The sequence below is a fragment of the Kribbella sp. NPDC051586 genome (genome assembly GCF_044453965.1).
Classification (GTDB): Bacteria; Actinomycetota; Actinomycetes; order Propionibacteriales; family Kribbellaceae; genus Kribbella.
On the sequence record NZ_JBITDF010000004.1, the window covers coordinates 1,104,221 to 1,126,879 of the forward strand.

Annotated in this window: 21 protein-coding genes; 10 read left to right on the top strand and 11 right to left on the bottom strand. The window is 68.4% G+C overall.

Translation table 11 applies throughout. The features are described 5' to 3' along the window. Positions 1-5 precede the first annotated feature (5 nt). The 4 genes from ACIA58_RS32150 to ACIA58_RS32165 are packed head-to-tail and all read right to left on the bottom strand — an operon-like array spanning position 6 to position 3,934. Positions 6-827 carry a carbohydrate ABC transporter permease gene (locus tag ACIA58_RS32150; RefSeq protein WP_396407567.1) on the bottom strand — a complete coding sequence of 274 codons (822 nt, stop codon included), beginning with the start codon at positions 825-827 and terminating at the stop codon, positions 6-8. Beyond that, positions 824-1,795, bottom strand: coding sequence for a carbohydrate ABC transporter permease (locus ACIA58_RS32155; RefSeq protein WP_396407568.1), 972 nt, complete (start codon positions 1,793-1,795; stop codon positions 824-826). Before ACIA58_RS32155 ends, ACIA58_RS32150 begins: the two co-directional genes overlap by 4 nt. Continuing rightward, the gene (locus ACIA58_RS32160; RefSeq protein WP_396407569.1) at positions 1,792-3,153 is read right to left on the bottom strand and encodes an extracellular solute-binding protein; all 1,362 of its coding nucleotides are present in this window, start codon (positions 3,151-3,153) and stop codon (positions 1,792-1,794) included. The genes ACIA58_RS32155 and ACIA58_RS32160 overlap by 4 nt, the downstream gene beginning before the upstream one ends. A gap of 10 nt (positions 3,154-3,163) precedes the next feature. Beyond that, positions 3,164-3,934: an NAD-dependent epimerase/dehydratase family protein gene (locus tag ACIA58_RS32165; protein ID WP_396407570.1), complete on the bottom strand. Its 771-nt coding sequence runs from the start codon at positions 3,932-3,934 to the stop codon at positions 3,164-3,166. A gap of 145 nt (positions 3,935-4,079) precedes the next feature. Between ACIA58_RS32165 and ACIA58_RS32170 the strand changes: the two genes are divergently transcribed. Beyond that, positions 4,080-5,312: an ROK family protein gene (locus ACIA58_RS32170; RefSeq protein WP_396407571.1), complete on the top strand. Its 1,233-nt coding sequence runs from the start codon at positions 4,080-4,082 to the stop codon at positions 5,310-5,312. A gap of 36 nt (positions 5,313-5,348) precedes the next feature. Here ACIA58_RS32170 and ACIA58_RS32175 read toward each other — a convergent pair whose 3' ends face one another. Continuing rightward, positions 5,349-6,545 (bottom strand): RNA-guided endonuclease InsQ/TnpB family protein, encoded by a 1,197-nt coding sequence (locus ACIA58_RS32175; RefSeq protein WP_396407572.1) that lies wholly within the window; start codon positions 6,543-6,545, stop codon positions 5,349-5,351. A 53-nt stretch (positions 6,546-6,598) separates the two neighbouring features. Here ACIA58_RS32175 and dgoD point away from each other — a divergent pair, with 53 nt between their 5' ends. Continuing rightward, a complete protein-coding gene (gene dgoD / locus ACIA58_RS32180; RefSeq protein ID WP_396407573.1) occupies positions 6,599-7,744 on the top strand; it encodes a galactonate dehydratase in 1,146 nt (381 codons plus the stop codon). Positions 7,745-7,786: 42 nt separating this feature from the next. Here the strand turns inward: dgoD and ACIA58_RS32185 are convergent, their stop codons facing one another. From ACIA58_RS32185 to ACIA58_RS32195, 3 genes are read right to left on the bottom strand one after another with little or no spacing between them, the layout of a single operon-like run. Continuing rightward, on the bottom strand, positions 7,787-8,209 hold the full coding sequence (locus ACIA58_RS32185) for an NUDIX domain-containing protein (protein WP_396407574.1): 423 nt from the start codon (positions 8,207-8,209) through the stop codon (positions 7,787-7,789). Positions 8,210-8,214: 5 nt separating this feature from the next. Further along, positions 8,215-8,982 (bottom strand): 3-hydroxyacyl-CoA dehydrogenase, encoded by a 768-nt coding sequence (locus tag ACIA58_RS32190; protein WP_396407575.1) that lies wholly within the window; start codon positions 8,980-8,982, stop codon positions 8,215-8,217. After that, positions 8,983-10,131, bottom strand: a complete 1,149-nt coding sequence (locus ACIA58_RS32195; protein WP_396407576.1) for an acyl-CoA dehydrogenase family protein — start codon at positions 10,129-10,131, stop codon at positions 8,983-8,985. 85 nt (positions 10,132-10,216) lie between these two features. On the opposite strand from ACIA58_RS32195, the gene ACIA58_RS32200 reads away from it, so the two are divergent. The 3 genes from ACIA58_RS32200 (at position 10,217) to ACIA58_RS32210 (ending at position 12,799) form a co-directional block, all read left to right on the top strand. Further along, complete coding sequence (locus tag ACIA58_RS32200) at positions 10,217-10,801, top strand: TetR/AcrR family transcriptional regulator (protein WP_131460575.1); 585 nt, start codon at positions 10,217-10,219, stop codon at positions 10,799-10,801. 95 nt (positions 10,802-10,896) lie between these two features. Further along, the gene (locus tag ACIA58_RS32205; protein ID WP_396407577.1) at positions 10,897-11,775 is read left to right on the top strand and encodes a S1 family peptidase; all 879 of its coding nucleotides are present in this window, start codon (positions 10,897-10,899) and stop codon (positions 11,773-11,775) included. A 145-nt stretch (positions 11,776-11,920) separates the two neighbouring features. Further along, complete coding sequence (locus ACIA58_RS32210) at positions 11,921-12,799, top strand: S1 family peptidase (RefSeq protein ID WP_396407840.1); 879 nt, start codon at positions 11,921-11,923, stop codon at positions 12,797-12,799. Positions 12,800-12,849: 50 nt separating this feature from the next. Here ACIA58_RS32210 and rlmB read toward each other — a convergent pair whose 3' ends face one another. After that, positions 12,850-13,815 (bottom strand): 23S rRNA (guanosine(2251)-2'-O)-methyltransferase RlmB, encoded by a 966-nt coding sequence (gene rlmB, locus ACIA58_RS32215; RefSeq protein ID WP_396407578.1) that lies wholly within the window; start codon positions 13,813-13,815, stop codon positions 12,850-12,852. Positions 13,816-13,867: 52 nt separating this feature from the next. Beyond that, entirely contained in the window at positions 13,868-15,283 is a 1,416-nt protein-coding gene (cysS, locus tag ACIA58_RS32220; RefSeq protein WP_396407579.1) for a cysteine--tRNA ligase, read from the bottom strand. Between the two features lie 133 nt (positions 15,284-15,416). Here cysS and ACIA58_RS32225 point away from each other — a divergent pair, with 133 nt between their 5' ends. The 3 genes from ACIA58_RS32225 (at position 15,417) to ACIA58_RS32235 (ending at position 18,321) form a co-directional block, all read left to right on the top strand. Next, the gene (locus tag ACIA58_RS32225) at positions 15,417-16,259 is read left to right on the top strand and encodes a lysozyme (protein WP_396407580.1); all 843 of its coding nucleotides are present in this window, start codon (positions 15,417-15,419) and stop codon (positions 16,257-16,259) included. Between the two features lie 40 nt (positions 16,260-16,299). Further along, positions 16,300-16,848, top strand: a complete 549-nt coding sequence (locus ACIA58_RS32230; RefSeq protein ID WP_396407841.1) for a GNAT family N-acetyltransferase — start codon at positions 16,300-16,302, stop codon at positions 16,846-16,848. Positions 16,849-17,028: 180 nt separating this feature from the next. Beyond that, complete coding sequence (locus ACIA58_RS32235) at positions 17,029-18,321, top strand: peptidase C39 family protein (protein WP_396407581.1); 1,293 nt, start codon at positions 17,029-17,031, stop codon at positions 18,319-18,321. Positions 18,322-18,387: 66 nt separating this feature from the next. Here the strand turns inward: ACIA58_RS32235 and ACIA58_RS32240 are convergent, their stop codons facing one another. Next, positions 18,388-20,073 (bottom strand): DUF2207 domain-containing protein, encoded by a 1,686-nt coding sequence (locus ACIA58_RS32240; protein ID WP_396407582.1) that lies wholly within the window; start codon positions 20,071-20,073, stop codon positions 18,388-18,390. A 59-nt stretch (positions 20,074-20,132) separates the two neighbouring features. Between ACIA58_RS32240 and ACIA58_RS32245 the strand changes: the two genes are divergently transcribed. Together ACIA58_RS32245 and ACIA58_RS32250 are read left to right on the top strand one after the other, a co-directional pair. Next, positions 20,133-21,218 carry a neutral zinc metallopeptidase gene (locus ACIA58_RS32245; RefSeq protein WP_396407583.1) on the top strand — a complete coding sequence of 362 codons (1,086 nt, stop codon included), beginning with the start codon at positions 20,133-20,135 and terminating at the stop codon, positions 21,216-21,218. 26 nt (positions 21,219-21,244) lie between these two features. Beyond that, complete coding sequence (locus ACIA58_RS32250) at positions 21,245-22,570, top strand: neutral zinc metallopeptidase (RefSeq protein ID WP_396407584.1); 1,326 nt, start codon at positions 21,245-21,247, stop codon at positions 22,568-22,570. Positions 22,571-22,659 lie beyond the last annotated feature (89 nt).

Sequence of the window (22,659 nt, forward strand, 5' to 3'; positions counted from 1 at the left end):
CCTCGCTATTTGAAGCCGGACGTGGAGAAGCCGCTGACGAAGCGGCGTTGCATGAACAGGAAGAGGACCAGGACCGGCAGGACGTACATGACGGCGCCGGCCGCGACCAGGTTGTTCATCGGGAGGCCCTTGTCGTTGACGTAGCCGGTGGCCATCGCGACGGCGAGCGTCGTGCTGTCCTGGCTGAGGAACATCGCGGGTCCGACGAAGTCGCCCCAGGCGTGGGTGAACGAGAGGATCACACTCGCCGCGATCACCGGCCACGACTGCGGCAGGAAGATCCGCCAGAAGATCCCGACGTACCCGCAGCCGTCGATGATCGCGGCCTCCTCCATCTCCCGCGGGATGCCGGCGAAGAACTGACGGAACAAGAAGATCAGGAACGCGCTCCCGCCGAGCCCCCACGCCACCCACGGCCAGTACGTGTTGACCATGTGCAGCTTCGCGAAGATCAGGTACGTCGGAACCAGCGTCACGATCCCCGGCAGCATCATCGTCGCGAGCAGCACGACGAACAGCTGCTTCTTCCCAGGCGCGGTCAGCCGCGCGAACCCGAATCCGACCCAGGCCGAGCTCAAGGTGGTCAAGGTGGTGCTGATGAACGCGATCGTCAGCGAGTTCTGCGTCGCGCCGACGAAGTTCACCTGGCTGATCGCGTCGGTGTAGTTGGCGAACCGCGGTGCCGATGGCCACCACGAAGGCGGGAACGACGCCATCTCGGCCGGTGACTTCAGCGACGTCGACACCAGCCACAGGATCGGACTGAGCATCAACAGGACGACGGCCAGCAGCACGATGTAGAGCGCCCACCGGTAGGTCCGGGTCATTTCTTGCCCTCCGGCTCGACGGTGTAGAAGACGGTCCGGGCGCTCACCTTGATGATCAGCAACGTGACCAGCAGGATGACCGCGAACAGCATCCACAACATCGCCGACGCATAGCCGAAGCGGGATGCGCTGAAGTACTGCGCGAACACGTGGATCATGTAGAGGTAGTTGCCCTGGGGCACCGTCCCCGCGCCGCTCAGCGACCCGGACGACAACAGCAACGGCGCGAACGACTGCAGCGACCCGATCACCCCGGTGATCACCTGGAACAGGATGACCGGCGACAGCAACGGCACCGTGATCCGCGTGAACGACTGCCAGTACGACGCCCCGTCGACCTGAGCTGCTTCGAGCAGCTCACGCGGAATGTCCTGCAGGCCGGCCAGCGAGATGATCATCGATCCGCCACAGCCCCACAACACCAGCGCGTACAGCACGTAGCGCACGTTCGGATCGACCAGCCAGGTGATCGGATTCGCCCCGAGGCCGCTCAGTACGCCGTTCGCCGCGCCGGCGTCCCGGTCGAAGATCAACCGGAACGTCAGCGCCGCGCCCACCGGCGGGACCACGGCCGGCAGATAGATGAGCCCGCGAAGCAGTCCACGGCCCTTGATCGGCTGGTTCAGCATCACCGCGAGCAGCAGCCCGGCGAAGATGGACAGCGGCACCGTGACGAGCGCGAACAGCCCGGTCTTGCCCAGCGAACTCAGCGTCAGGGGGTCGTGGAAGATCGCCACATAGTTCTCGAAGCCGACGAAATGGGTCCGCGGTGACAGCCCGTCGGAGTCGGTCAGGCTGAGCCAGAACGCGTACCCGAGCGGGAATACCGTCAACGCGACGAATCCGATGATCCACGGGGCGACGAACAGGTAGAACGTCCGCGCCTTCCGCAGGCCGGGCGGCTTCTTCCGGCGGTCCACGGCAGCCGGCGCGGCCGGGCGGCGTACCTCGGTCAGGACCGAGCTCATCGCAGCCGCTTCTTTCCGTCGGCCAGCTGCGTGTTGACCTGGCTCATCACGGTGTCCGCGAACTGCGCGGCGGTCGTCGTACCTTTGATTGCCTTGGGCAACTCGCGGCCGATGATGCCGTCGATCGCGTCCAGCCGCAGGTACGGCGTGAACGTCATCACCGAGAAGTACTTCTGCTCGGCCAGCTGTACCTCGTACGCCTCCTTCTGGAACGGCTGGGTCTGCGGCATCAGCTTCTGCAGCGACTTGAGCGGCGGGATCCCCCAGCCGCCCTTCGCCCGCGCCTTGGCCGGGTCGCCGGCCAGGAACCACTCCATCACCGCCCAGGCCGCGTCCTTGTTCTTGCCGGCCTTCGGCATCCAGAGCCCGGTGGCGCCGTAGCACGGACTGATCCGCGCACCGGTGCCGAACTGCGGCGCCGGCAGCAGATGCGCCAGCTTGGCGTTCTTCGCGTCGGCGCTGAACACACCGCCGAACCAGTAGCCGTCGGTCGCGATCGCCATCCGGCCGGCCTGGAACGTCGGGCCGTCCCAACCGTTCGGATCCGGGTTGAGCACGGTCGGGCCGATGCCGGCCTTCGCGTAGTCGAGGTACCAGGTGATCGCGCGCAGCGCCTCCGGGCTGCTCAGATCGACCGATGCGAGGTCGTCGGCGAGCACCTTGCCGCCCGCGGAGGCAGTCATCCCGCAGAGCGTGATGAAGACGCTCAGACCGTTCGCGTTCAGGCCGTAGGCGCTCACCTTGGCGCCCTGCCGTTTCGTCAGCCGCTTGCCGAGGTCGAGCAGCTCGTCGAACGACAGCGGCTCGGCCGAGCTCGGATGCGCCACCTTCGCGGCGTCGAAGAGGGCGGAGTTGTACCAGAGCATGGCGTCCTGCGAGTAGTCCTTCGCGAACCCGTACCGCGGGCCGGCGCCCTGCTTCTGCCCGTCGAACCGCCACAGGTCGTTCACCGGGTCGATGTCGTCGGCCTTGATCAGCGTGCTCTTGGCGAAGTACGGATCGAGGTCCTCGGCGACCTCCCGGGCGGCGAGGTACGCCGTGTCCGTCGCGCCCATGCCCCGGACCACGTCCGGTGGGTTGCCGCTGGCAAGCATCGCGGTCAGCTTGGTCAGGTCGTACTCGACCGTCTTCACGGTCAGGCCGAGCGCCTGCGAAGCTGCTTTGGCCTCCTTCGGCCCGAACTCCCCCGACTGGGACATCACGGTGACGGCGCCCTTGGCCGTCGATCCGGTGCCGGTCGCGACCGGGGTGTTCGTGGAGGACGCGGGCGAGCAGCCCACCGTCAGCGCGCCGCCGGCAGCCACGCCGCCGAGCGCCAGGAACCGCCGGCGGGAGAGCCCTGAGTTCGTTGTGGTCATGGCCAGCCTCTCAATCTGAAGTCTCGGTTTCGAAGAGCCGGCAGACCGGGCCGGAGGAGGGTCCGGCCCGGTCTGCGAACGCTTCGCTGTCGTCCTCGGGCCGGTAGCCGAGCTCGTGCCGGGCCGAGGCGATGTCCCAGTGGTCACGGGTGTTCGCCGACACCCCGAAATGCACGCCGTACCGCTCCTTGGCCTGCAGCGCCGCGAGCACCAGCCGGCCGGCGTCGTCGTCGGACAGCCACTGCCCGAGGTAGCGCCGCTCGGTCAATGGCCAGCCGGTCAGACCGAGCCGCAGACAGGTCACGGACGCACCCGTCCGCTCCGCGTGCGTCCGGCCGAGCGCTTCGAGCACGACCTTGCCGAGGCCGTACGGGCAGCACGGCCGCGGATCCAGCCGCGGATCGACCGGCCGGTAGGCGGGGCGGTTGTACTCGCCCATCACATGCAGCGAGCTGGCGAGGACCAGCTTGGGTACGGCGTGTGCCGCGGCCGCCTCGAGCACGCTCTGGGTGGTCCGCACGTTGGCGGCGTACACGCTGTCCCAGGTCTGCCAGGGGCTGCTGTTCCCGGCCAGATGCAGGACCGCTTCCGCTCCCTCGAGCGCCCGGTACGCCGCCTCGGGATCGCCGATGTCGGTCTGGACGACACCGTCGGCGGGTGCTCGATCTACCAGGCGCAGCCGGTAGTGCTTGCGCAGCCAGGGCAGCACAACCATCGCCACCCGCCCCAGTCCGCCAGTGACCACCAGCAGCGGTGCGCTCTCGTTCTCCACAGCGTCCATGTCGTTGATCCACGTCGCCGGGCCCGGGTCGATTCCCGGACTGTGGGCGAAATTGTTCGAGCACTTCCGGGTTTGTGTCAAGAGTATGAACGCACTCTGTCAGTTTTGTTGACGGCTGCCCGTGGTTCCGTCGATACTCGTCCTCGTGGCTGCGAAGGACACCGGATCACTGCGTGCGCTGCGGCGTACCAACTCGGAACGGATGCTGGCCGCCCTGATGGAGCACGGGGCGCTGCACCGGGCCGAGCTGGCGCGGATCTGCGGGGTGTCGCGCACGACGGTGTCCACGATCGTGGCCGACCTGATCACCGGTGGCGTCGTGATCGAGGCGGTCGGCGACCAGGTGGCCCGGGCCGGCATCGACGCCTCCGAGGTGGACGGCCGCGCCCGCGGGTTCCTGCGGGCCAATCCGGCGGCCGGTGCTGCTGCCGGTCTCGACTTCACGCTCGAGCGCGTCTGGTGCCACGTCACCGATCTGGCCGGACGGACGCTCGCCAGCGACGGCGTCAGCATGGACCGGGACACGCCTTGGCAGGAGCGGCTCACGGCCGGCGTCGGTCTGCTCGACACCTTGCTCGCGCAGACCGGGGTCGATCGCAGCGCATTGCTCGGCGTCGCCGTCGGCGTACCGGGTCCGCTCGACCTGCAGACCGGAGTGGTCGGCCCGTCGTTGCCGGGGCAGGCGTGGGCGGGAGTGAACGTGTCGGCCGAGTTCGGGCGGCATCTCGACGTGCCGCTGCTGGTGGACAACAACACGCGACTCGAGGCGGTTGCCGAGTTCACCTGGGGCGCCGGGCGCGGTGCGCGGGACGTGCTGTTCCTCGGGTTGTCGACGGGGATCGGCGCCGGAATGCTTGTGGGCGGCAACCTTCATCACGGCGGCTCGCGCGGCGGTGGCGGCGAGGCCGGTCACATCTCGGCGGACCCGGCCGGCGCGCAGTGCCCGTGCGGGAACCGCGGCTGCCTGGTGCAGTACGCGTCATTGAACGCCGTGCTCGACACGCTGCACCTGGACGACATCGACCAACTGCTCGCGTCGGCGCAGGCCGGCGACCCGGACACCGTGCGCGCGTTGCGCGCGGCGGGCGAGGTGACCGGCCGGGTGCTCGCGAACATCTGCAACCTGCTCAACCCCGGCCTGATCATCATCGGCGGCGAGCTCGCCCGGACCGGCGATCTCATTCTGGAGCCGATCCGCGCCACGCTGCGGCGCTCCGCGATGGCGCTGACCCGCGACGCCGAGGTGGTCGCCGCACAACTCGATCTCGGCGTGCGAGCCGGCGCGTCCGGCGCGTCCGCCCTGGTGCTCCGGCAGACCGATCAGCTCGTCGCCGCGCTCCTGGCCGGCACGGACCTTCGACCGAATGAGGCAGTTTGACGTCCTCCCCACCCTTACGGACAGGGATTCCAACAACTACGCGGAGGTAGCGAGTTGAGGTTCACGCGTCAGCGAGACCGGTACAGGCGTCTCTCGGCGTGCGCTGACGGCCCGTCCGGCCGCGATGTTGACTGCCGCGTTCACGTCCGCGTGCGCCTGATGTCCACAGGCGACGCACCGGAAGACCGCTTGGTTCTCGCGGTTCTCCGGCGCGCAATGCCCGCAGATACTACAGGTCTGCGACGTGTAAGCGGGGTTGATTTTATCGACTCGTCCCGGCGCCTTGTGCTCCAGACGACGTACCAGGTCACCCCAGCCGTTGGCCAAGATGGCGCGGTTGAGTCCGGCCTTGGCACGGCGACCGTTGGGCAGGTACCTCCCGGGTCTTTCAGGGTCGAGTTTTGGCCTGGGGTGCTTGGTCATCGTGGCGATCCGCAGATCTTCCACACGGACGACGTCGAACTTCCGCGCCAGGTCGGTGCTTGTCTTCTCCACCCAGTCCTTGCGCCGGTCGGCGGCGCGCCCGTACAGCTTGGCTATTGCGGCCTTCACCTGCAGGCCACGTTTGGACTCGCGATGGCACCGGGCCAGGCGACGCTGCAGCTGCTGGAGCCGTACCTGCTCGCGATCCGACAGGCCGGGGCAGGTCAGGAGCTCGCCGGTGGACAAGGCTGCCGAGACGACGACGCCGCGGTCCACGCCGACGATCTCCCCCGTGCCCGGTGCGGGGATCGGCTCTGGGATGACAGCGAAGGCGATGTGCCAACGGCCCGCGCGGTCGCGGGTGATGCGGTACGACTTGGCGTTCGGGACGACCCGGGACTGCCGGAACTGGACCCAGCCGACCTTCGGCACCTTGACCGCGGACCACTTGCGGTTGAGCTTGACGATCCGGGACGCTTGGGGACCGACGATCCGCACTCCCTCGTGTCGCCCGGCTCTGCGCCAGGTCGGCCGCCCGTGAGTACCGGCGTAGAAGTTCTTGACGGCCTGGTCGAAATCTCGGAGCGCTTGTTGCTGCACGGTCTGCGACCCAGCCCACAGCCAGCCAAACGCAGCGCGTGCCTGAGTCAGTTGCCGGCACTGCTCAGCAAAGCCCGGCGTCGGGCCCTTGTCGCGGGTCCACATCGACCACTGCTCAAGCGCCAGATTCCACGCGTACCGGGCATGCCCGCACTGCTCCAGCAAAGCAACTCGCTGCCTTGCGGTCGGGTACAGCCGGAACCGGGACATGCCAACTACCCAATCAGCCGGGACCGACAGTCCCAGGTCCGAAATGAGGCAGTTTGAAGATCGTCGGGTACGAGACGTTTCTGGTGGCGCCGCGCTGGCAGTTCCTGCGCGTCGACACCGATGAAGGCCTCAGCGGCTGGGGCGAACCGATCGTCGAGGGACGGGCCGAGGCGGTCCAAGGCGCCGTCACAGCACTGATGGAGCAGCTCATCGGCACCGATCCCTTGCGGATCGAGGAGCACTGGCAGGTCATGGCCAAGGGCGGCTTCTACCGCGGCGGGCCGGTGCTCTCGAGCGCCTTGGCCGGCATCGACCAGGCGTTGTGGGACATCAAGGGGCGGTTCCACGAGGTGCCGGTGCACGAGTTGCTCGGTGGTCCGGTGCGGGACAAGGTTCGGATGTACACGTGGGTGCACGGCCGCGACAACGCCCAGCTCGTCGACGAGGCACACGCCAGGGTGGCCAAGGGATTCACCGCGCTCAAGCTCAATCTCTCCGAGGCACTTCCGCCGATTCCGTCGGCCGCGCAACTCCGCGCCGCGGTGAGCCGAGTCGAGGCGCTGCGCGACGCTCTGGGTGACGGTGTCGACATCGCCCTCGATTTCCACGGCCGGTTCAGTACGGCGGCCACGCGCCAGATCCTGCCGTTGCTCGAGCCGTTGCTGCCGATGTTCATCGAGGAGCCGGTGCTCCCGGAGTTCGCCCGCGACCTGCGCCGGGTGGTCGAGTCCACCAGCATCCCGATCGCGACCGGCGAGCGGCTGTTCTCCCGCTGGGACTTCCGGGACGTGCTGACGACCGGGATCGCGGTCGCGCAGCCGGACATCTCGCATGCCGGCGGCATCTCGGAGGTGCGGCGGATCGCCGCCATGGCCGAGGCGTACGACGTGAGCGTCGCACCGCACTGCCCGCTCGGTCCGATCACGCTGGCGGCGAGCCTGCAGATCGACTTCTCCACCCCCAACTTCCTGATCCAGGAGCAGAGCCTCGGCATCGAGTACGGCGGCGGCAACAAGCTGCTCGACTACCTGGTGGATCCGGCCGTCTTCGCCTTCACCGACGGGTATGTGGAGCGCCCGACCGGGCCCGGACTGGGGATCGAGGTCAACGAGGACGTCGTCCGCGCGGCCGCCGCGCAACCGCACCGCTGGCGGTCCCCCATCCTCCGCCACGATGACGGCTCCTTCGCCGAGTGGTGACGATCCTCAACCAGCCGCGGTTCGATCCAGCGCTCTGAGCAGCTACTGGGAGAGCGGGGCATCACCCAACTCCTCGAGACTCGTCACCCAGCGGGCCTCGGCGATCTCCGGGGACAGGCTCAGCGCGTCAGAGGATGCGAATGCGGTGAGGATCGTCAGTGTGTCGTGTTTGCCTTCCAACGTGGTGACAGTCGTGTCGAGCTCGGTGAAGGCGTCAGCTGACACACGGAGACCGAGTTCCTCGTGGATCTCGCGGGCGGCTGCCTCGGCCGGGGTTTCGCGGGCGGGTTTGTAACCGCCGCCCGGAAGTGCCCAGCGGCGGGTGTCGGCGTACGAGTGGCGGACGACCAGGAAGCGGCCGTCCGCCTGGCGCAGCAGGGCCTTCGCGCCGGACGTCGTTGGTCTGCGGATGCGGAACCACAGTTGCGCGAACGGCGAGCCCGCGCGCAGCAGGATCGCGGGCACGCGCGTCAGCGCGGCGGCATCCGGAGGGCGCCGTCGAGGCGGATGACCTCGCCGTTCAGCAGTTGGTTGTCGAGGATGTGGCGCACCAGGGCGGCGTACTCCGACGGCCTGCCGAGGCGCGACGGGTGCGGGACCTGCTGCTCGAGCACCGTCCGCGTCTCCTCGGGAAGACCGGCCAGCATCGGCGTCTCCATCGTGCCCGGCGCGATCGTGACGACCCGGATCCCCTTGTCCGCAAGGTCTCGCGCGGCCGTCAGCGTGAGCGCGACGATGCCGCCCTTGCTCGACGCGTACGCCGCCTGGCCGACCTGACCGTCGTACGCCGCGATCGACGCGGTCATCACCACGACGCCGCGATCGCCGTCGTCGCCGGGCTCCGAGGAGCTCATCCGCTCGGCGGCCAGCCGGAGCACGTTGAACGTGCCGATCAGGTTCACCTCGATCACCTGCCGGAATGTTGCCAGCGGCAACGAACCCTTACGGCCGACGACCCGGCCGGGCGTGGCGATACCGGCGCAGTTCACGACCACCCGCAGGGTGCCGAGCGATCCGGCCGTGTCGAGCGCGGCCGTGACGCCGGCTTCGTCGGTGACGTCGGTCGGCGCGAACACCACCCGGTCGCCCAGCTCGTCCGCGACCGCCTTGCCCGCGGACGACGCCAGGTCGACGATCACGACACCCAGTCCGTCGGCGGCAAGCCGTCGCACCGTCGCCTCTCCGAGCCCGGAACCACCACCGGTGACCAGCGCGACGTCGGACGGGCTCAACTTCATTTACACGCTCCTGAGGACTTCGCGGCTGATGACCAGTCGCTGGATCTGGTTGGTGCCTTCGAAGATCTGGGTCACCTTGGCCTCGCGCATGTACCGCTCGGCCGGGAACTCCCGGGTGTAACCGTACCCACCGAGGACCTGGACGGCGTCGGTGGTGACCTTCATCGCCGCGTCCGTGCAGATCAGCTTGGCGATCGCCGCCTCGCGGGTGAACGTCCGGCCGAGATCACGTCGCCGCGCGGCGTGCAGGTACGTCGCCCGGCCGGACTCGACCGCGGCCGCCATGTCGGCGAGCAGGAACTGCATCCCCTGGAAGTCCGCGATCGCCTGCCCGAACTGCTGCCTCTGTTTCGCGTAGGACGCCGCGACATCGAGCGCCGCCTGCGCCAGGCCGATCGCGCACGCGGCGATCCCCAGCCGGCCGGAGTCGAGCGCGGACAACGCGATCCGCATGCCGTCGCCCTCGGCGCCGATCAGGTTGGCGGCCGGGATCCGCACGTTGTCGTAGTTGACCAGCGTCGTGGTCGACCCGGTCAGGCCCATCTTCCGCTCGGGCGCGCCGAAGCTCAGCCCCTCGACCGAGGCGGGCACGTGGAACGCCGAGATGCCGTGCTTCGGGTCCTCCGAGGTCCGGGCGAAGGTGGTGTAGAAGTCGGCGTGCGACCCGTGGCTGATCCACGCCTTCGTGCCGTTGAGGACGTAGAAGTCGCCGTCCCGGACGGCCCTGGTGGTCAGCGAGCTGATGTCGGAGCCGGCCTGCGGCTCGGACAGCGCGTAGGCACCGAGGAACTCGCCGCCGATCATGTCCGGCAGCAGCCGGGCCCTCTGCTCGTCGGATCCGAACGTCGCGAGGCCGTAGCTGGTCATCGTGTGCACGGAGACGCCGACGCCGACCGACATCCAGGCGGACGCGATCTCCTCGAGCATCTGCAGGTACACCTCGTACGGCTGCTCGGCACCGCCGTACTGCTCCGGGTAGGGCAGGCCGAGCAGGCCGGCCTTGCCCAGGGTGCGGAACGCATCCCTCGGGAAGGTCTCGCTCTCCTCCGCCTGCGCGGCGTGCGGGGCGAGCTCGTGCTCGCACAGGTCGCGGACGAGGGCGAGCAGGTCAATGGATTCGTCAGTGGGCAGAAGTCGGTCGACAGCCATCAGAACCCCCTCTCAACAGCTGACGAAATGATACTACTGACGATACTGGCGCACATAATCCCGTATCGTTCTATGCTGTCTCAATATGACAACAGTCGTTCCGGGGCGGCGGACCCGCCGTCAGTCCGAGCTCCTCGACCGGCTCCTGTCCCTGTTCCTCGAGCAGGGGTTCAGCCGTTTCACCCTGGATGACCTGGCCGCCGAGCTGCGCTGCAGCAAGACGACCCTCTACGCGCTGGCGCCGAGCAAGGAACAGCTCGCCGTCGAGGTGGTCAAGCACTACTTCAAGAACGCCACCGCCCAGGTGGAGTCCGCGGTCGCCCGCCAGACCCGGCACGACCGGCGGATCGCGGCGTACCTGAACGCGGTCGCGGACGCGCTGCGGCCGGCCAGCCGGACATTCCTCGACGACGTGGCGACGTTCGCGCCGGCCCGGTCGGTGTACGAGCGGAACACCCGGATCGCCGCCGAGCGGGTCCGGCAGCTGATCGAGGACGGCATCAACCACAAGACCTTCCGGCAGGTCGACATCGCGTTCGCGGCCGAGATGATCGCGCACACGATGCAGGCCATCCAGCGCGGCGACATCGCCCGCCGGACCGGCCTGAACGATGCCGAGGCGTACCGCGAACTGGCCTCGTTCGTCCTGCACTCCCTGCGCCTGGACTGAACCACTGGGCGCACCCATGCACCTCTAAGGTTGGGGCTCGTCCTCTTGCTGCCATCTTGCGCATCAGAGCCGTACGCCCCGGAAGGCTGATGACTATGAAAACTCTGCGACGAACTGCGGCCGTGGTAGCGGCCGCCGCGCTCGCCCTGGCCGCCGCCGTACCGGCCAAGGCGGACCCGGTGAAGCCACCCCGACTTTCCGCCAAAGCGATCACCGAAACGCTGAACGACCAGATCAACACTCCCGGTACGGCGTGGATGACCAAGCCGGACGGCACCGTCGTGGTCTCGTACGACTCCACCGTCACCGGCACGAAGCTGACCAAGCTGACCGGCCTGACCAAGCAGCTCGCCTCGAACATCACGATGGAGAAGCTGCCCGGCAAGCTGCAGAAGTACATCAGCGGCGGCATGGCGACGTTCGGCGGTGAGTACAAGTGCACCGTCGGCTTCAACGTCCAGCGGCGCGGTAAGTACTACTTCCTCACTGCCGGTCACTGTGGGGTCGCGGCGGCCCGCTGGTACCAGGACCAGAACCACGCTGTGTACACCGGCGCTGTGGTCAACGCCAGCTACCCGTGGAACGACTACTCCCTGGTCGTCTACCGCACCGACATCAAGATGAAGCCCCCGGGCGGCAGCGTGTACCTGTACAACGGGCACTCGCAGGACATCACCACCGCGATGAACCCGGGCCTCAATCAGTTGGTGTACCGCTCCGGCGCGACCAGTGGCCTGCACAGCGGCCGAGTTACCGGCTTGAACGCGACCGTGAACTACGGCGACGGACGCGTGGCCGGCCTGATCCGCACCAGCGTGTGCGCCGAGCCGGGCGACTCCGGCGGTCCGCTGTTCTACCGGCAGTGGGCCTTCGGCCTGACCTCCGGTGGTTCCGGCGACTGCAAGACGGGTGGAGTGACCTACTTCCAGCCGGTGGTGGAGGCCCTCAACGTGTACGGCGTCTCGATCTACTGAGTGCGGGCTACTGAGTGCGGGTTTCCCCTACTCTCCGGAACCTCTTGAATACTCAGGGAGATACGGGGTAGGACTGGACACGGTTGAAGTCAAGGACGCCCCGCCCCGAAGGCGTCCTCATCGTGAGGAGGCTGAAACCGTGAACATGTCCCCGTTCCGCCGTACCACCGCTCTCCTGGCCGCGGCCGGGCTTGCTGCCGCCGGACTTCTGGCGTCGCAGGCCTCGGCCGCGCCGGTCAATCCCGCCACCCTGTCCGCATCCGCGATCACGTCCACGTTGAGCAAGGACGCGACGATCCCGGGTACGGCGTGGCAGACCGACCCGAACGGCCGGATCATCGTGTCCTACGACGACACGGTCACCGGCGCGAAGCTGTCACAGCTGACCGGTGTGACCAAGCAGTTCGGCAACCGGGTCACGCTGGAGAAGATGTCCGGCAAGCTGACGAAGTACATCGCCGGCGGCGACGCCATCTACGGCGGGCAGTACCGCTGCTCGCTCGGCTTCAACGTGCGCAGTGGCAGCACGTACTACTTCCTGACCGCGGGTCACTGCGGCAACATCGCATCCAGCTGGTACTCGAACTCGAGCAAGACGACCCTGCTCGGTACGACGTACGGGTCGAGCTTCCCGGGTAACGACTACGCGATCGTCAAGTACAGCACCTCGTACACGAACCACCCCGGCACGGTGGATCTGTACAACGGCTCCTCGCAGGACATCACGTCCGCCGGCAACGCGTCTGTCGGCCAGGCGGTCAAGCGCAGCGGTAGCACCACCGGTGTGCACAGCGGCACGGTCCAGGCAGTGAACGCCACGGTGAACTACGCCGAGGGCACCGTCACCGGCCTGATCCGCACCAACGTCTGCGCCGAAGGCGGCGACTCCGGCGGCGCGCTGTTCGCCGGCTCGGTAGCCCTCGGTCTCACCTCCGGTGGCTCCGGCAACTGCTCCTCCGGCGGCACCACCTACTTCCAGCCCGTCACCGAGGCGCTCTCCCGCTACGGCGTGAGCGTCTACTGATCCAGACATGACTGTGGGGCCGGGAAGCTCTCCCGGCCCCACACTCATGTTCAGCTCGCGCGGCGGCGGGAGATTTCGTAGAGGGTCACGCCGGCGGCGATGCCGGCGTTCAGGGACTCGGTCGCGCTGGTCATCGGGATCGAGACGATGAGGTCGCAGTTCTCGCGGACCAGGCGGGCCAGGCCCTTGCCTTCGGAGCCGATGACCAGGACGACGGGCTCGGTGGCGGCCTCGAACTCCGGGAGCTCGATGGCGCCGTCCATGTCGAGGCCGATGACCAGCAGGCCGGCGTCCTTGTACGACTTCAGCGCCCGGTTGAGGTTGCCCGCGCGGGCGACCGGGATGCGGGCCGCGGCGCCGGCGGACGTCTTCCAGGCCGACGCGGACATCGACGCCGTACGACGCTCGGGTACGACGACGCCGTGTGCGCCGAACGCAGCCGCCGAGCGGGTGATCGCGCCGAGGTTGCGCGGGTCGGTCACCCCGTCCAGCGCGACGATCAGCGGCACCTCGCCCAAGTCGTGCGCCCGGGTCACCAAGTCGTCCGGGTGCGCATATTCGTACGGCGGGATCTGCAGCGCGACGCCCTGGTGCGAACCACCCGCGGTGACCCGGTCCAGCTCCGTCCGCGGCACCTCGAGCACCGAGACACCGGTCTCGACCGCGACCAGCAGCGCCTCGCGCAGCCGGGCGTCCCGCTCGGTGCCCTCGGCAACGTGCAGCGCCGCGGCCGGTACGCCGGCTCGCAGCGCCTCGACCACCGGATTGCGTCCGTACACCCACTCGACGGTGGAGTCGCCGTCCTTGCGCGCCTGGCGACGGGGGCTGCGCTCCCGGTCCTTGGCCCGCTCGGCCGCCTTCGCCCGCTTGTGCGCGGGGTGCTTGACCCGGTCCACCGCCTTCGGCGTCGGGCCCCTGCCCTCGAGACCGCGGCGAACCCGCCCGCCGGATCCGGCCGTCGGGTTGCCCTTCGGCTTCTTCCGGATGGCTCCCTTGCGCTGACTACTGCCTGGCACTTCAGCTTCCTTCGTCTGTAGATGCATGGGGGTGACTGACGGTTGCACGCCGTCAGTCACCCCCAAGGGACCATCGCGGTCCTTGGGGGGTGTCCTCGACGACGACGCCGAGCGCCTTCAGCCGGTCGCGGACGGCGTCCGCGGCGGCAAAGTCCTTGCGTTCCCGGGCGGACTGGCGTTGCTCGAGCAGAGCCTTCACCAGCCCGTCCACGACCTCGGTGAGCTCGTCGCTGCCGCCGGTCCGCGATACCCACGGCTCGGACAGTGGGTCCAGCCCGAGCACCGCGAGCATCCCGCGCACCGACGCGAGCGCGTCGCGCAGCGCGACCGAGTCCCCGTCGGCGACGAGCTTGTTGCCGTCCCGGACCGTGTTGTGCAGTACGGCGACCGCGGCCGGCGTACCCAGGTCGTCGTCCATCGCGGTGACGAAGTCCGCCGGCAGCTCGGCGGCCGGCTCGACCCCGCCGGTCACCTCGACGGCCCGGGTGACGAAACCGTCGATCCGCTGGAAGCTCTTCGCGGCCTCGTCGAGCGCCTCGAAGGAGAACTCCACCACCGACCGGTAGTGCGACTGCACCAGGTAGTAGCGCAGCTCGATCGGGCGGACCCGCTCGACCACGTTGCGCACGACGGCGCCGTTGCCCATCGACTTCGACATCTTCTCGCCGGCCGTGGTGACGAGCGCGTTGTGCATCCAGAACCGGGCGAACTTCTGCCCCACCGCGGTCGACTGGGCCAGCTCGTTCTCGTGGTGGGGGAAGCGCAGGTCGAGCCCGCCGCCGTGGATGTCGAACTCCTCGCCGAGGTACTTGCCTGCCATCGCCGAGCACTCGATGTGCCAGCCGGGCCGGCCGCGGCCCCACGACGCCGGCCAGGAGGCGGTCCGCGGCGTGGCCTCGGTCCAGCCCTTCCAGAGCGCGAAGTCGCGCGGGTCCCGCTTGCCGCGCGGGTCGGCGTCCTCGGCGGCTTCCATGTCGTCGATCTTCTGGTGCGACAGGGCGCCGTACGACGGCCAGGACTTCACGTCGAAGTAGACGTCACCGGATCCGTCCGGGGCGACGTAGGCATGACCGCGCTCGATCAGCTGCTCGATCAGCTCGAGCATCTCGGGGATGTGCCCGGTCGCGCGCGGTTCGTACGTCGGCTGGCGGCAGCCGAGCACGTCGTACGCCCAGTGCAGCTCGCGCTCGAACTCGTAGGCGTGCGCCCACCACGGGACGCCGCGGTCGGCCGACTTGGCCAGGATCTTGTCCTCGATGTCGGTGACGTTGGCGATCACGGTGACCTCGTAGCCGGAGCGCTCCAGCCAGCGCCGCAGTACGTCGAAGACCACTTCCTTGTAGATGTGCCCGATGTGCGGGGCACCCTGCACCGTCAGCCCACAGTGGTAGATCCCGACCTTGCCCGGGTGGACCGGCTCGAAATCTCGCACTGCTGCCGTCGCGGTGTCGTACAAACGAAGTGTCACCGGTCAAGGGTAACGGGAGGTGACGTAGGTAAATAATCACCTGCACCACAGCTTCAAAGGTTGATTCTTTCCGGAGTCGGGTAAGAATGAGTTCCGAGCGCTCTGTCCGCCCCTCATCGCTCTGGAGGAAACCGTGAAGTCCGCCCTTTTCACGGGTGCCGCCGTGACTCTTGGCCTGTTCCTGGCCTCGATCGGCTCCGCCCAAGCAAGCACCATCGACACCGATGGCAGCACCTCGTCCCACCAGCCGACCGCCCAGGCCCGTCAGCACGGCATCGAGAAAGCCGGCGACGCCTACATGGGCTGGGTGCAGAACACCACCATGACCACCGCCGCTCCGGCCGTGATGGCGCCGGACGCGACCGTCGAGGGCATCGACGTGTCCAGCCACCAGGGCAACGTCGACTGGGCCGCGCAGTGGAACGCCGGCAGGCGGTTCGCCTACACGAAGGCGACCGAAGGCAACTACTACACGAACCCGTACTTCGCCCAGCAGTACAACGGGTCCTACAACGTCGGGATGATCCGCGGCGCCTACCACTTCGCCACTCCGAACGACTCCAGCGGCGCGAACCAGGCGACGTACTTCCTGGCCCACGGCGGTGGCTGGTCCAGGGACGGCAAGACGCTGCCGGGCGCGCTCGACATCGAGTACAACCCGTACGGCGCCACCTGCTACGGGCTGAGCGCGGCCTCCATGGTCAGCTGGATCCGCGACTTCGCCAACACCTACAAGGCGCGCACCGGCCGGGACGTGCCGATCTACACCAACCTGGACTGGTGGACCCGCTGCACCGGCAACAGCACCGCCTTCAACTCCACCAACCCGCTGTGGGTGGCGAAGTACGCGTCCTCGCCGGGGACGCTGCCCGGCGCGTGGCCGTTCCACACCATTTGGCAGTACAGCTCGACGCCGATCGACCAGGACCGCTTCAACGGCGACATGTCCCGGTTGCAGGCACTCGCCAACGGCTAAACCGGTTGCGGAGGTCGCATAGTCTCGATCGGTGAGCTCCATGCTGCCGATCGAGACCGACCGCCTGACACTGCGCCGCTATGTCGAGACCGACTACGACGACCTGCTGAAGATGCAGTCCAACCCGGACGTCACCCGTTACCTGCTGTACGACGCACGGACGCCCGAGCAGGTCAGGGAGGCGCTCGCCGGCCGGATGGCCGACGTGCCGATGGACCGCGACGGTCAAGCGCTCACCGCCGCGGTCGTCCTCCGCGACACCGGCCGGCACCTCGGCGAGGTCGTGCTGTTCATGAACAGCGTCGAGCAGCGCACCGGGGAGCTCGGGTACGTCTTCCACCCGGAGTCGCACGGCCACGGGTACGCCAGCGAGGCCGCGGTCGAGCTGCTCCGCATCGGATTCGACGAGCTCGGCATGCATCGGATCATCGCCCGGCTCGACGCCCGCAACGACGGCTCGGCCAATCTGCTCAAGCGCCTCGGCCTGCGCCAGGAGGCGCATTTCGTGCAGAACGAGTACCTCAAGGGCGAGTGGACCGACGAACTCGTCTTCGCGATGCTGCACGACGAATGGGACAAGCGTTCGTAAGTATTTTGCCGCGGCGCGCGTTCGCGATGACAACGACTGCCGTCGGGTCTAACGTCGGAATATGACTGTGCTGATGCCACGCCTCCGGCGCGGCGGGTCATGGGGCTGTGACTCCCGGCCTTCCCTCGTCGCTCCGGTCGCTGCGCTCCCTCCGCTCCTCAGTCCAGGCCGGGAGGCCCCATGACCAGCGCCCGTTCCGTCACCGCCCTGATCGTCGGGGCGGTTGTGCTCAGCGCCGGCACTCTGCCGAGCGAAGCCGTCAAGGTCGCCCCGGACCGGGAGATCGCCTATCGCACCTGGACGTCGACCACCGACTTCCTGTCCGGCGACCGGTTCGGCACCGACGTCACCGACGGCGCCCTCACCTTCGGCACGTCGACCGGTACCACGTCGTACGTCGATCCGTTCGGCGACGGCACCGCCAAGACCTACGACCAGACCAGCTGGATCTCGCCCCACGTCAGCACCGGGTTCGGGCTGACCGAGCTGGTCGCGTCCTGGAACGCGACCACCCCGCCCGGGACCTGGATCGAAGTCTCGATGGCCGGCGTCACCGACACCGGCGCCACGACCAAGTGGTACGTGATGGGTCGCTGGAACAGCGGCGACGACACCGCGGCCGGTGACATCCACCGGACGTCGGTGCCGAGCCAGGGTGATGCGAACGGATCTGTTGCCGTCGACACCTTCCAGGCAGCCACCGGTCACTGGCTGGATCGCTGGCAGCTGAAGGTCACGCTGTACCGGCTCAGTGGTACTACGCAGACGCCGGTGGTCCGGTCCGTCGGGGCGATGGCCTCCCGGCTGCCGTCCGACAAGAAGGTTGCCGCGAGCCCCCTCGGCGGCGCGGAGGGCATGGTGCTCGACGTACCGACGTACTCGCAGGAGACGCACATCGGTCACTACCCGCAGTGGGACGGCGGTGGCGAGGCCTGGTGCTCGGCGACGTCGACCGCGATGGTGCTCGACTACTGGGGCGCCGGTCCGACCGCGGCCGAGACGGCGTGGGTCGATCCGTCCGATCCGGATCCACAGGTGGACAACTCGGCCCGGTCCGTCTTCGACTACTCCTACGACGGCGCGGGCAACTGGCCGTTCAACACGGCGTACGCCGGAAGTCGTGGCGTGGACGGGTTCATCACCCGGCTGCGGTCGCTGACCGAGGCGGAGCAGTTCATCAAGGCAGGTATCCCGCTGGTTGCCTCGCTGTCGTTCAAGAAGGGTGACCTGCCCGGTGCGGGGTACGGGACCAACGGGCACCTGATGGTGATCGTCGGCTTCGATGCCGCCGGCAACGTGGTGGTGAACGACCCGGCCTCGCATCTGATCGCGAGTGACGACCAGGTGCGTACGACGTACGACCGGGCAGCGTTCGAGAACGCCTGGGTGCCGCACTCGGGTGGGCTGGTCTACGTCATCCACCCGGAAGGCCTGGCGCTTCCGCCGACTTCTGGTCCGCAGCACAACTGGTAGACGGCCCCAAGAAACGACAGAGCCCGCCACGCCGGGGCGGCGTGGCGGGCTCTGTTCCTTGAACGGCTAGCGGGCGAACAGTGCGCCCGTCAGGTTCGTGGTGAGGTTGCGGAGCGAGTCCGGCAGGTACTGCAGGTGCCAGCCGCGCGGACCGCGGTACCAGGTGAAGCCCTCGTCCTCTTCGTCCGGCGTCGAGTCGGTCGCGACCAGGGCGTCGATCCAGCGCTCCGAGCCGCCCAGTACGACGGCGTACGGCAGAGCGCGCGAGCAGAGCTCGGCGTGCTGGTCGGTCGGCAGCTCGCTGACGTCCATCTCCAGCAGCTCACCGCGGATCGCGGCGACCTGACCGAGGACGCGGCCCGCGGCCGGAGCCTTGGCCGGCATGTAGCGACCGACGACGAGCAGGCCAACACCGACCAGGGTGATCGCGACACCGAGCAGACCCCAGGTCGACAGCAGCGCCAGCAGGACGGTGGCCACGACACCGATCACAGTGGTGGCAATGCCGATAGTTGCCCACAGCGACCGAGTCCGGTCCGGGCGCTCGCTGAACCAGCCGCGCTTGACCACACCGTCGTACAGAGCGTCCTGAACCTGCTCGAGATTCGCCCGGACCTGACGGCCCAGCTCGGAGACCAGCACCGAGTCGGCGTCGCCGAAGATCGCGCGGATGAGCACGTTCTCGTAGCGCTGCAGCTCCTCGGACGGTGCGTTCGAGACGCGGCGCAGCTCCCAGTCGGGGCGCGCGTACTCCGTGCTGTGGTCCTGCTCGATGATCGTGATGTGCCCGCGGACGGCCAGGTCGATGATCGTCGCGGTCACGTCGACCGGGTCGATCCGCTCGTCGATCAGCGTGCCCACCTCGCCGGGCCGCAGGTCGGACGGCGGCGAGAAGTTGATCCGCGCGTCCGTGCCGAGGCTGAACAGCGACGCCGGTACGACGCGGCGCGGGTCGACCTGGTCACGGCCACGCAGGCGGTACAGGGCGAACAGGGCGATCGCACCGAGCAACAGCACGGCCAGCGCGGTGATCAGCTGCGCGGCGTCGGTGGAGAACGCGCGCTTGAAGGTGTGGCGGTACTCGACGATCGAGTTGGCCGCGATCTGGCCCTTCGGGAAGCCGACCGCCATCCGGACCGTGTTGCCCGGCGGCAGGTTCGCCTGCTGGAAGGTCGGGCCGGACGTCTCGCCGATCTGCGCCAAGGTGCACGGGATGTTGCTGTCGATCGGGCCCGCGAAGCAGGACACGTGCGAAACCTCAGGGACGCTGTAGACCACGTTCGCCTGCTGGATCGGGATGCTGATCCCGGTCAGCGGCGCGAACCGCACCTCGGTGCCGTCCAGGACCGTGGCCACCGCGCCCTTGACCGTGTACGAGAAGTCGAGCTCCGTCGTACCGCTGCTGACGTCCGGGACGGCGATCGACGTGACATCGCCGTCGGTCTTCACCTCGGCCTTCTTGTCCTGGCCGCCGGCCTTGACCTGCAGGTCACCGATCTCCTGGACGTGGTCGATGTCGTCGGGCAGGTGGTCCCGCGTGACGATGAACCGGGTGAAGGTCCCGTTCACGTTGCTGAGCTTCCAGGTCTCCGCGACCCGGAGCAGGCCGTCACGTTCGACCCGGACCTGACTGTCGTAGTTGGTCACCACCGGGTCGGCGGCAGCGCTGGTTGCGGCCGCGCCCGCCGGGACAGTCGACAGGCCGAGCAGGCCGAGGGCACACAGCGAGAGCCCGAGGAGACGTAGACGCATCGCCCAATCACACCGTAGAAAGAGGGGAGGTTGACACCGGGCACGATAGCGTCTGCGGGGTGTCAGGCAACCAATGGGGACCGCCGCCCGGGCAATTCGGCCCACCACCGCAGCAGCGGTACGCCGCTCCTCCCCCGCCCCAGCAGTACTACGCACCGCCGCCACCGCCCGGGCCGCAGTTCGGGTGGGGGCCGATGCCTCCGCAGCCGCCGCGCAAGAAGAAGTCCGGCGGCACGGCAGTCCTGATCGTTGCCCTGATCGCCGCGGTCGCGACCGGCGGCGTCTTCACGGTGATCAAGCTGAAGCACAGCAACGGCCACATACCTACCGCGGCCGCACCGCCGACCACCAGGACCACGGCCCCCCGGCCGACGCGTGCTGTGCCCACCAAGAAGACGACAACTACCACGCCAACGAAGCCGGCGCGGACAGTCAACCCGGCGACGTACAACGCGACGCACCGCCTCTACAAGACCGGGGCGATGCGAACGGTGAACTGCAAGCAGGCCAAGACCGGTCCGGGCAACGGCGCGCAGGCTCTGGCGTACTTCAAGTCGATCAAGGCGTGCCTCGACCGGGCCTGGCCGAAACAGGTCGCGGCGGCTGGGGGTAGGTTCGACCGACCCGGTCTGGTTCTCTGGGGCGGCACGGTCGACACACCGTGCGGCAGCGCTGGACCCGGGCGTTCGTTCTACTGCTCGGCGACCCACACCATCTACATGGAAGTACCCTCCGCCGTCTCGTACTACAAGGAGAATCCGACCTTCGGCAGGATGGCCGACAGCTTCACGATGGCGCACGAGTACGGGCACTCGGTGCAATGGATGACAGGCATTGGCCAGGCCTACGACAAACTCCGGTACGACGCGTCAAGCGACGGGCAGTTGCAACTGAGCCGACGGCTCGAGCTACAGGCCTCGTGTCTGGGCAACGTGTTCCTCGGCGCCAACCGGAGCAGCTACCACATCACCGGGTACGCGTACCAGATGTGGCTGTACGACGTGAACGGCAGCGGCGACCGGCCGCCGTACCCGCGGGACCACGGCAGCACGACCAACCACGGGGCCTGGAGCCGGGCGGCTTTCGCGAGTCGCAACCCGGCCAGTTGCAACACCTGGTCGGCGTCACCCGCCCGGGTAAGTTGAGCCTGGGCTCCGGTAGCGTCTCGACTGTGTCAGGCAACCAATGGGGTCCTCCGCCCGGGCAGCAGTACCCGCCGCAGCAGCCACCCGGGTGGCAGCAGGGGCCGCCCCAGGGCCCGCCTGGTCCGCCGTACCAAGGTCAGCCTGGCCCGCCGTACCAAGGTCAGCCTGGCCCGCCGTACCAAGGTCAGCCTGGCCCGCCGTACCGAGGTCAGCCTGGCCCGCCGTACCAGGGGCCGCGTTATCAGGGGCCTGGGCAACCGTTCCAGGGGCAGCCGCTCCACGGGCAGCCGCAGTTCGGCTGGGGCGCTCCGCCCGGTGGGCCGCGACCGCCGAAGAAGAAGGGCCGCGGCGGGGTCATCGCGGTGTTCGTCATCCTCGGCGTGCTCGTGGTCGGGGTGACCGGGCTGAAGATCGTCTCGTCGATCCTGAAGGGGGACGGCGACCCGTCGTACGCCGAGCCGACCACGACGTCGTCGTACAGCCCCACGCCCGAGGCGTCGAGCGAACCGTCCGGCCAGCCGACCACCGGGCCCACCGTCCGGCCGACCACGACCCAGCCGACCACACAGGCGCCGCGGCCGACGACGACCCGCTCGACCAGCAGCACGCCGAAGACCAACCCCGGCCCGAGCGACACCGACCTGGTGCTGCGCAACAAGCTGTACAAGGCCGGCGCGATGAGTTCGGTGAGCTGCAAGGAGTCCAAGTCGCGTCCGGCCACGGCGGCGGGCGCGCGGGCCAACTACAAGAACCTGCTCGGCTGCCTGAACAAGGCATGGTCGCCGCTGATCGCCAAGGCCGGTAGCCGGAACCGGTCGCCGTCCGTGGTGACGTTCAGCGGGACGGTCGAGTCGCCGTGCGGATCGCACAGCGACAGCGGGCCGCCGTTCTACTGCGGCACCAACGACACCATCTACATGAACCTCAGCGAGGACGTCGGGAACTACAACAAGTACCCGCAGTCCTATAGCAAGGTCTGGGCCCGGATGTGGATGCTGCACCAGTTCGCCCACGAGTACGGGCACCACGTGCAAAGCATGACCGGAATGCTGGCGGCGTACGCGCGGATCCGGTACGAGCGGGCGACGTACACCCAGGAGCTGCAGGACAGCCGGCGGCTGGAGCTGCAGGCGTCCTGCTTCTCCGACATCTTCATCGGCTCGAACCGGCGCAGCTACCCGATCACCGGGCAGTCGCTGGTCCAGTGGCGGTGGCTGATCGCCAACACGATCGACAACGGTCACGACCACGGCGCCCCGGCGATCCACAACCTCTGGGCGCTGCGGGGATGGAACGGACGCAACCCGAACGCCTGCAACACCTGGGCGGCATCGGCGGCTCAGGTGAGCTAGCGGCGGAACTAGTTCGAGACGACTGGCCGGGGTAGCTAGCCTGGTGGGTCCGGATCGCGCAAAGTATGTCCGGGGGCGGCGGCATTCGG

Excerpts from the sequence above, each read along its gene's own strand:
- ACIA58_RS32150 (WP_396407567.1), bottom strand. The coding sequence starts at position 827 with ATGACCCGGACCTACCGGTGGGCGCTCTACATCGTGCTGCTGGCCGTC.
- ACIA58_RS32155 (WP_396407568.1), bottom strand. The coding sequence starts at position 1,795 with ATGAGCTCGGTCCTGACCGAGGTACGCCGCCCGGCCGCGCCGGCTGCC.
- ACIA58_RS32160 (WP_396407569.1), bottom strand. The coding sequence starts at position 3,153 with ATGACCACAACGAACTCAGGGCTCTCCCGCCGGCGGTTCCTGGCGCTC.
- ACIA58_RS32165 (WP_396407570.1), bottom strand. The coding sequence starts at position 3,934 with ATGGACGCTGTGGAGAACGAGAGCGCACCGCTGCTGGTGGTCACTGGC.
- ACIA58_RS32175 (WP_396407572.1), bottom strand. The coding sequence starts at position 6,545 with ATGTCCCGGTTCCGGCTGTACCCGACCGCAAGGCAGCGAGTTGCTTTG.
- ACIA58_RS32190 (WP_396407575.1), bottom strand. The coding sequence starts at position 8,982 with ATGAAGTTGAGCCCGTCCGACGTCGCGCTGGTCACCGGTGGTGGTTCC.
- ACIA58_RS32195 (WP_396407576.1), bottom strand. The coding sequence starts at position 10,131 with ATGGCTGTCGACCGACTTCTGCCCACTGACGAATCCATTGACCTGCTC.
- ACIA58_RS32200 (WP_131460575.1), top strand. The coding sequence starts at position 10,217 with ATGACAACAGTCGTTCCGGGGCGGCGGACCCGCCGTCAGTCCGAGCTC.
- ACIA58_RS32205 (WP_396407577.1), top strand. The coding sequence starts at position 10,897 with ATGAAAACTCTGCGACGAACTGCGGCCGTGGTAGCGGCCGCCGCGCTC.
- ACIA58_RS32210 (WP_396407840.1), top strand. The coding sequence starts at position 11,921 with ATGTCCCCGTTCCGCCGTACCACCGCTCTCCTGGCCGCGGCCGGGCTT.
- ACIA58_RS32230 (WP_396407841.1), top strand. The coding sequence starts at position 16,300 with ATGCTGCCGATCGAGACCGACCGCCTGACACTGCGCCGCTATGTCGAG.
- ACIA58_RS32235 (WP_396407581.1), top strand. The coding sequence starts at position 17,029 with ATGACCAGCGCCCGTTCCGTCACCGCCCTGATCGTCGGGGCGGTTGTG.
- ACIA58_RS32240 (WP_396407582.1), bottom strand. The coding sequence starts at position 20,073 with ATGCGTCTACGTCTCCTCGGGCTCTCGCTGTGTGCCCTCGGCCTGCTC.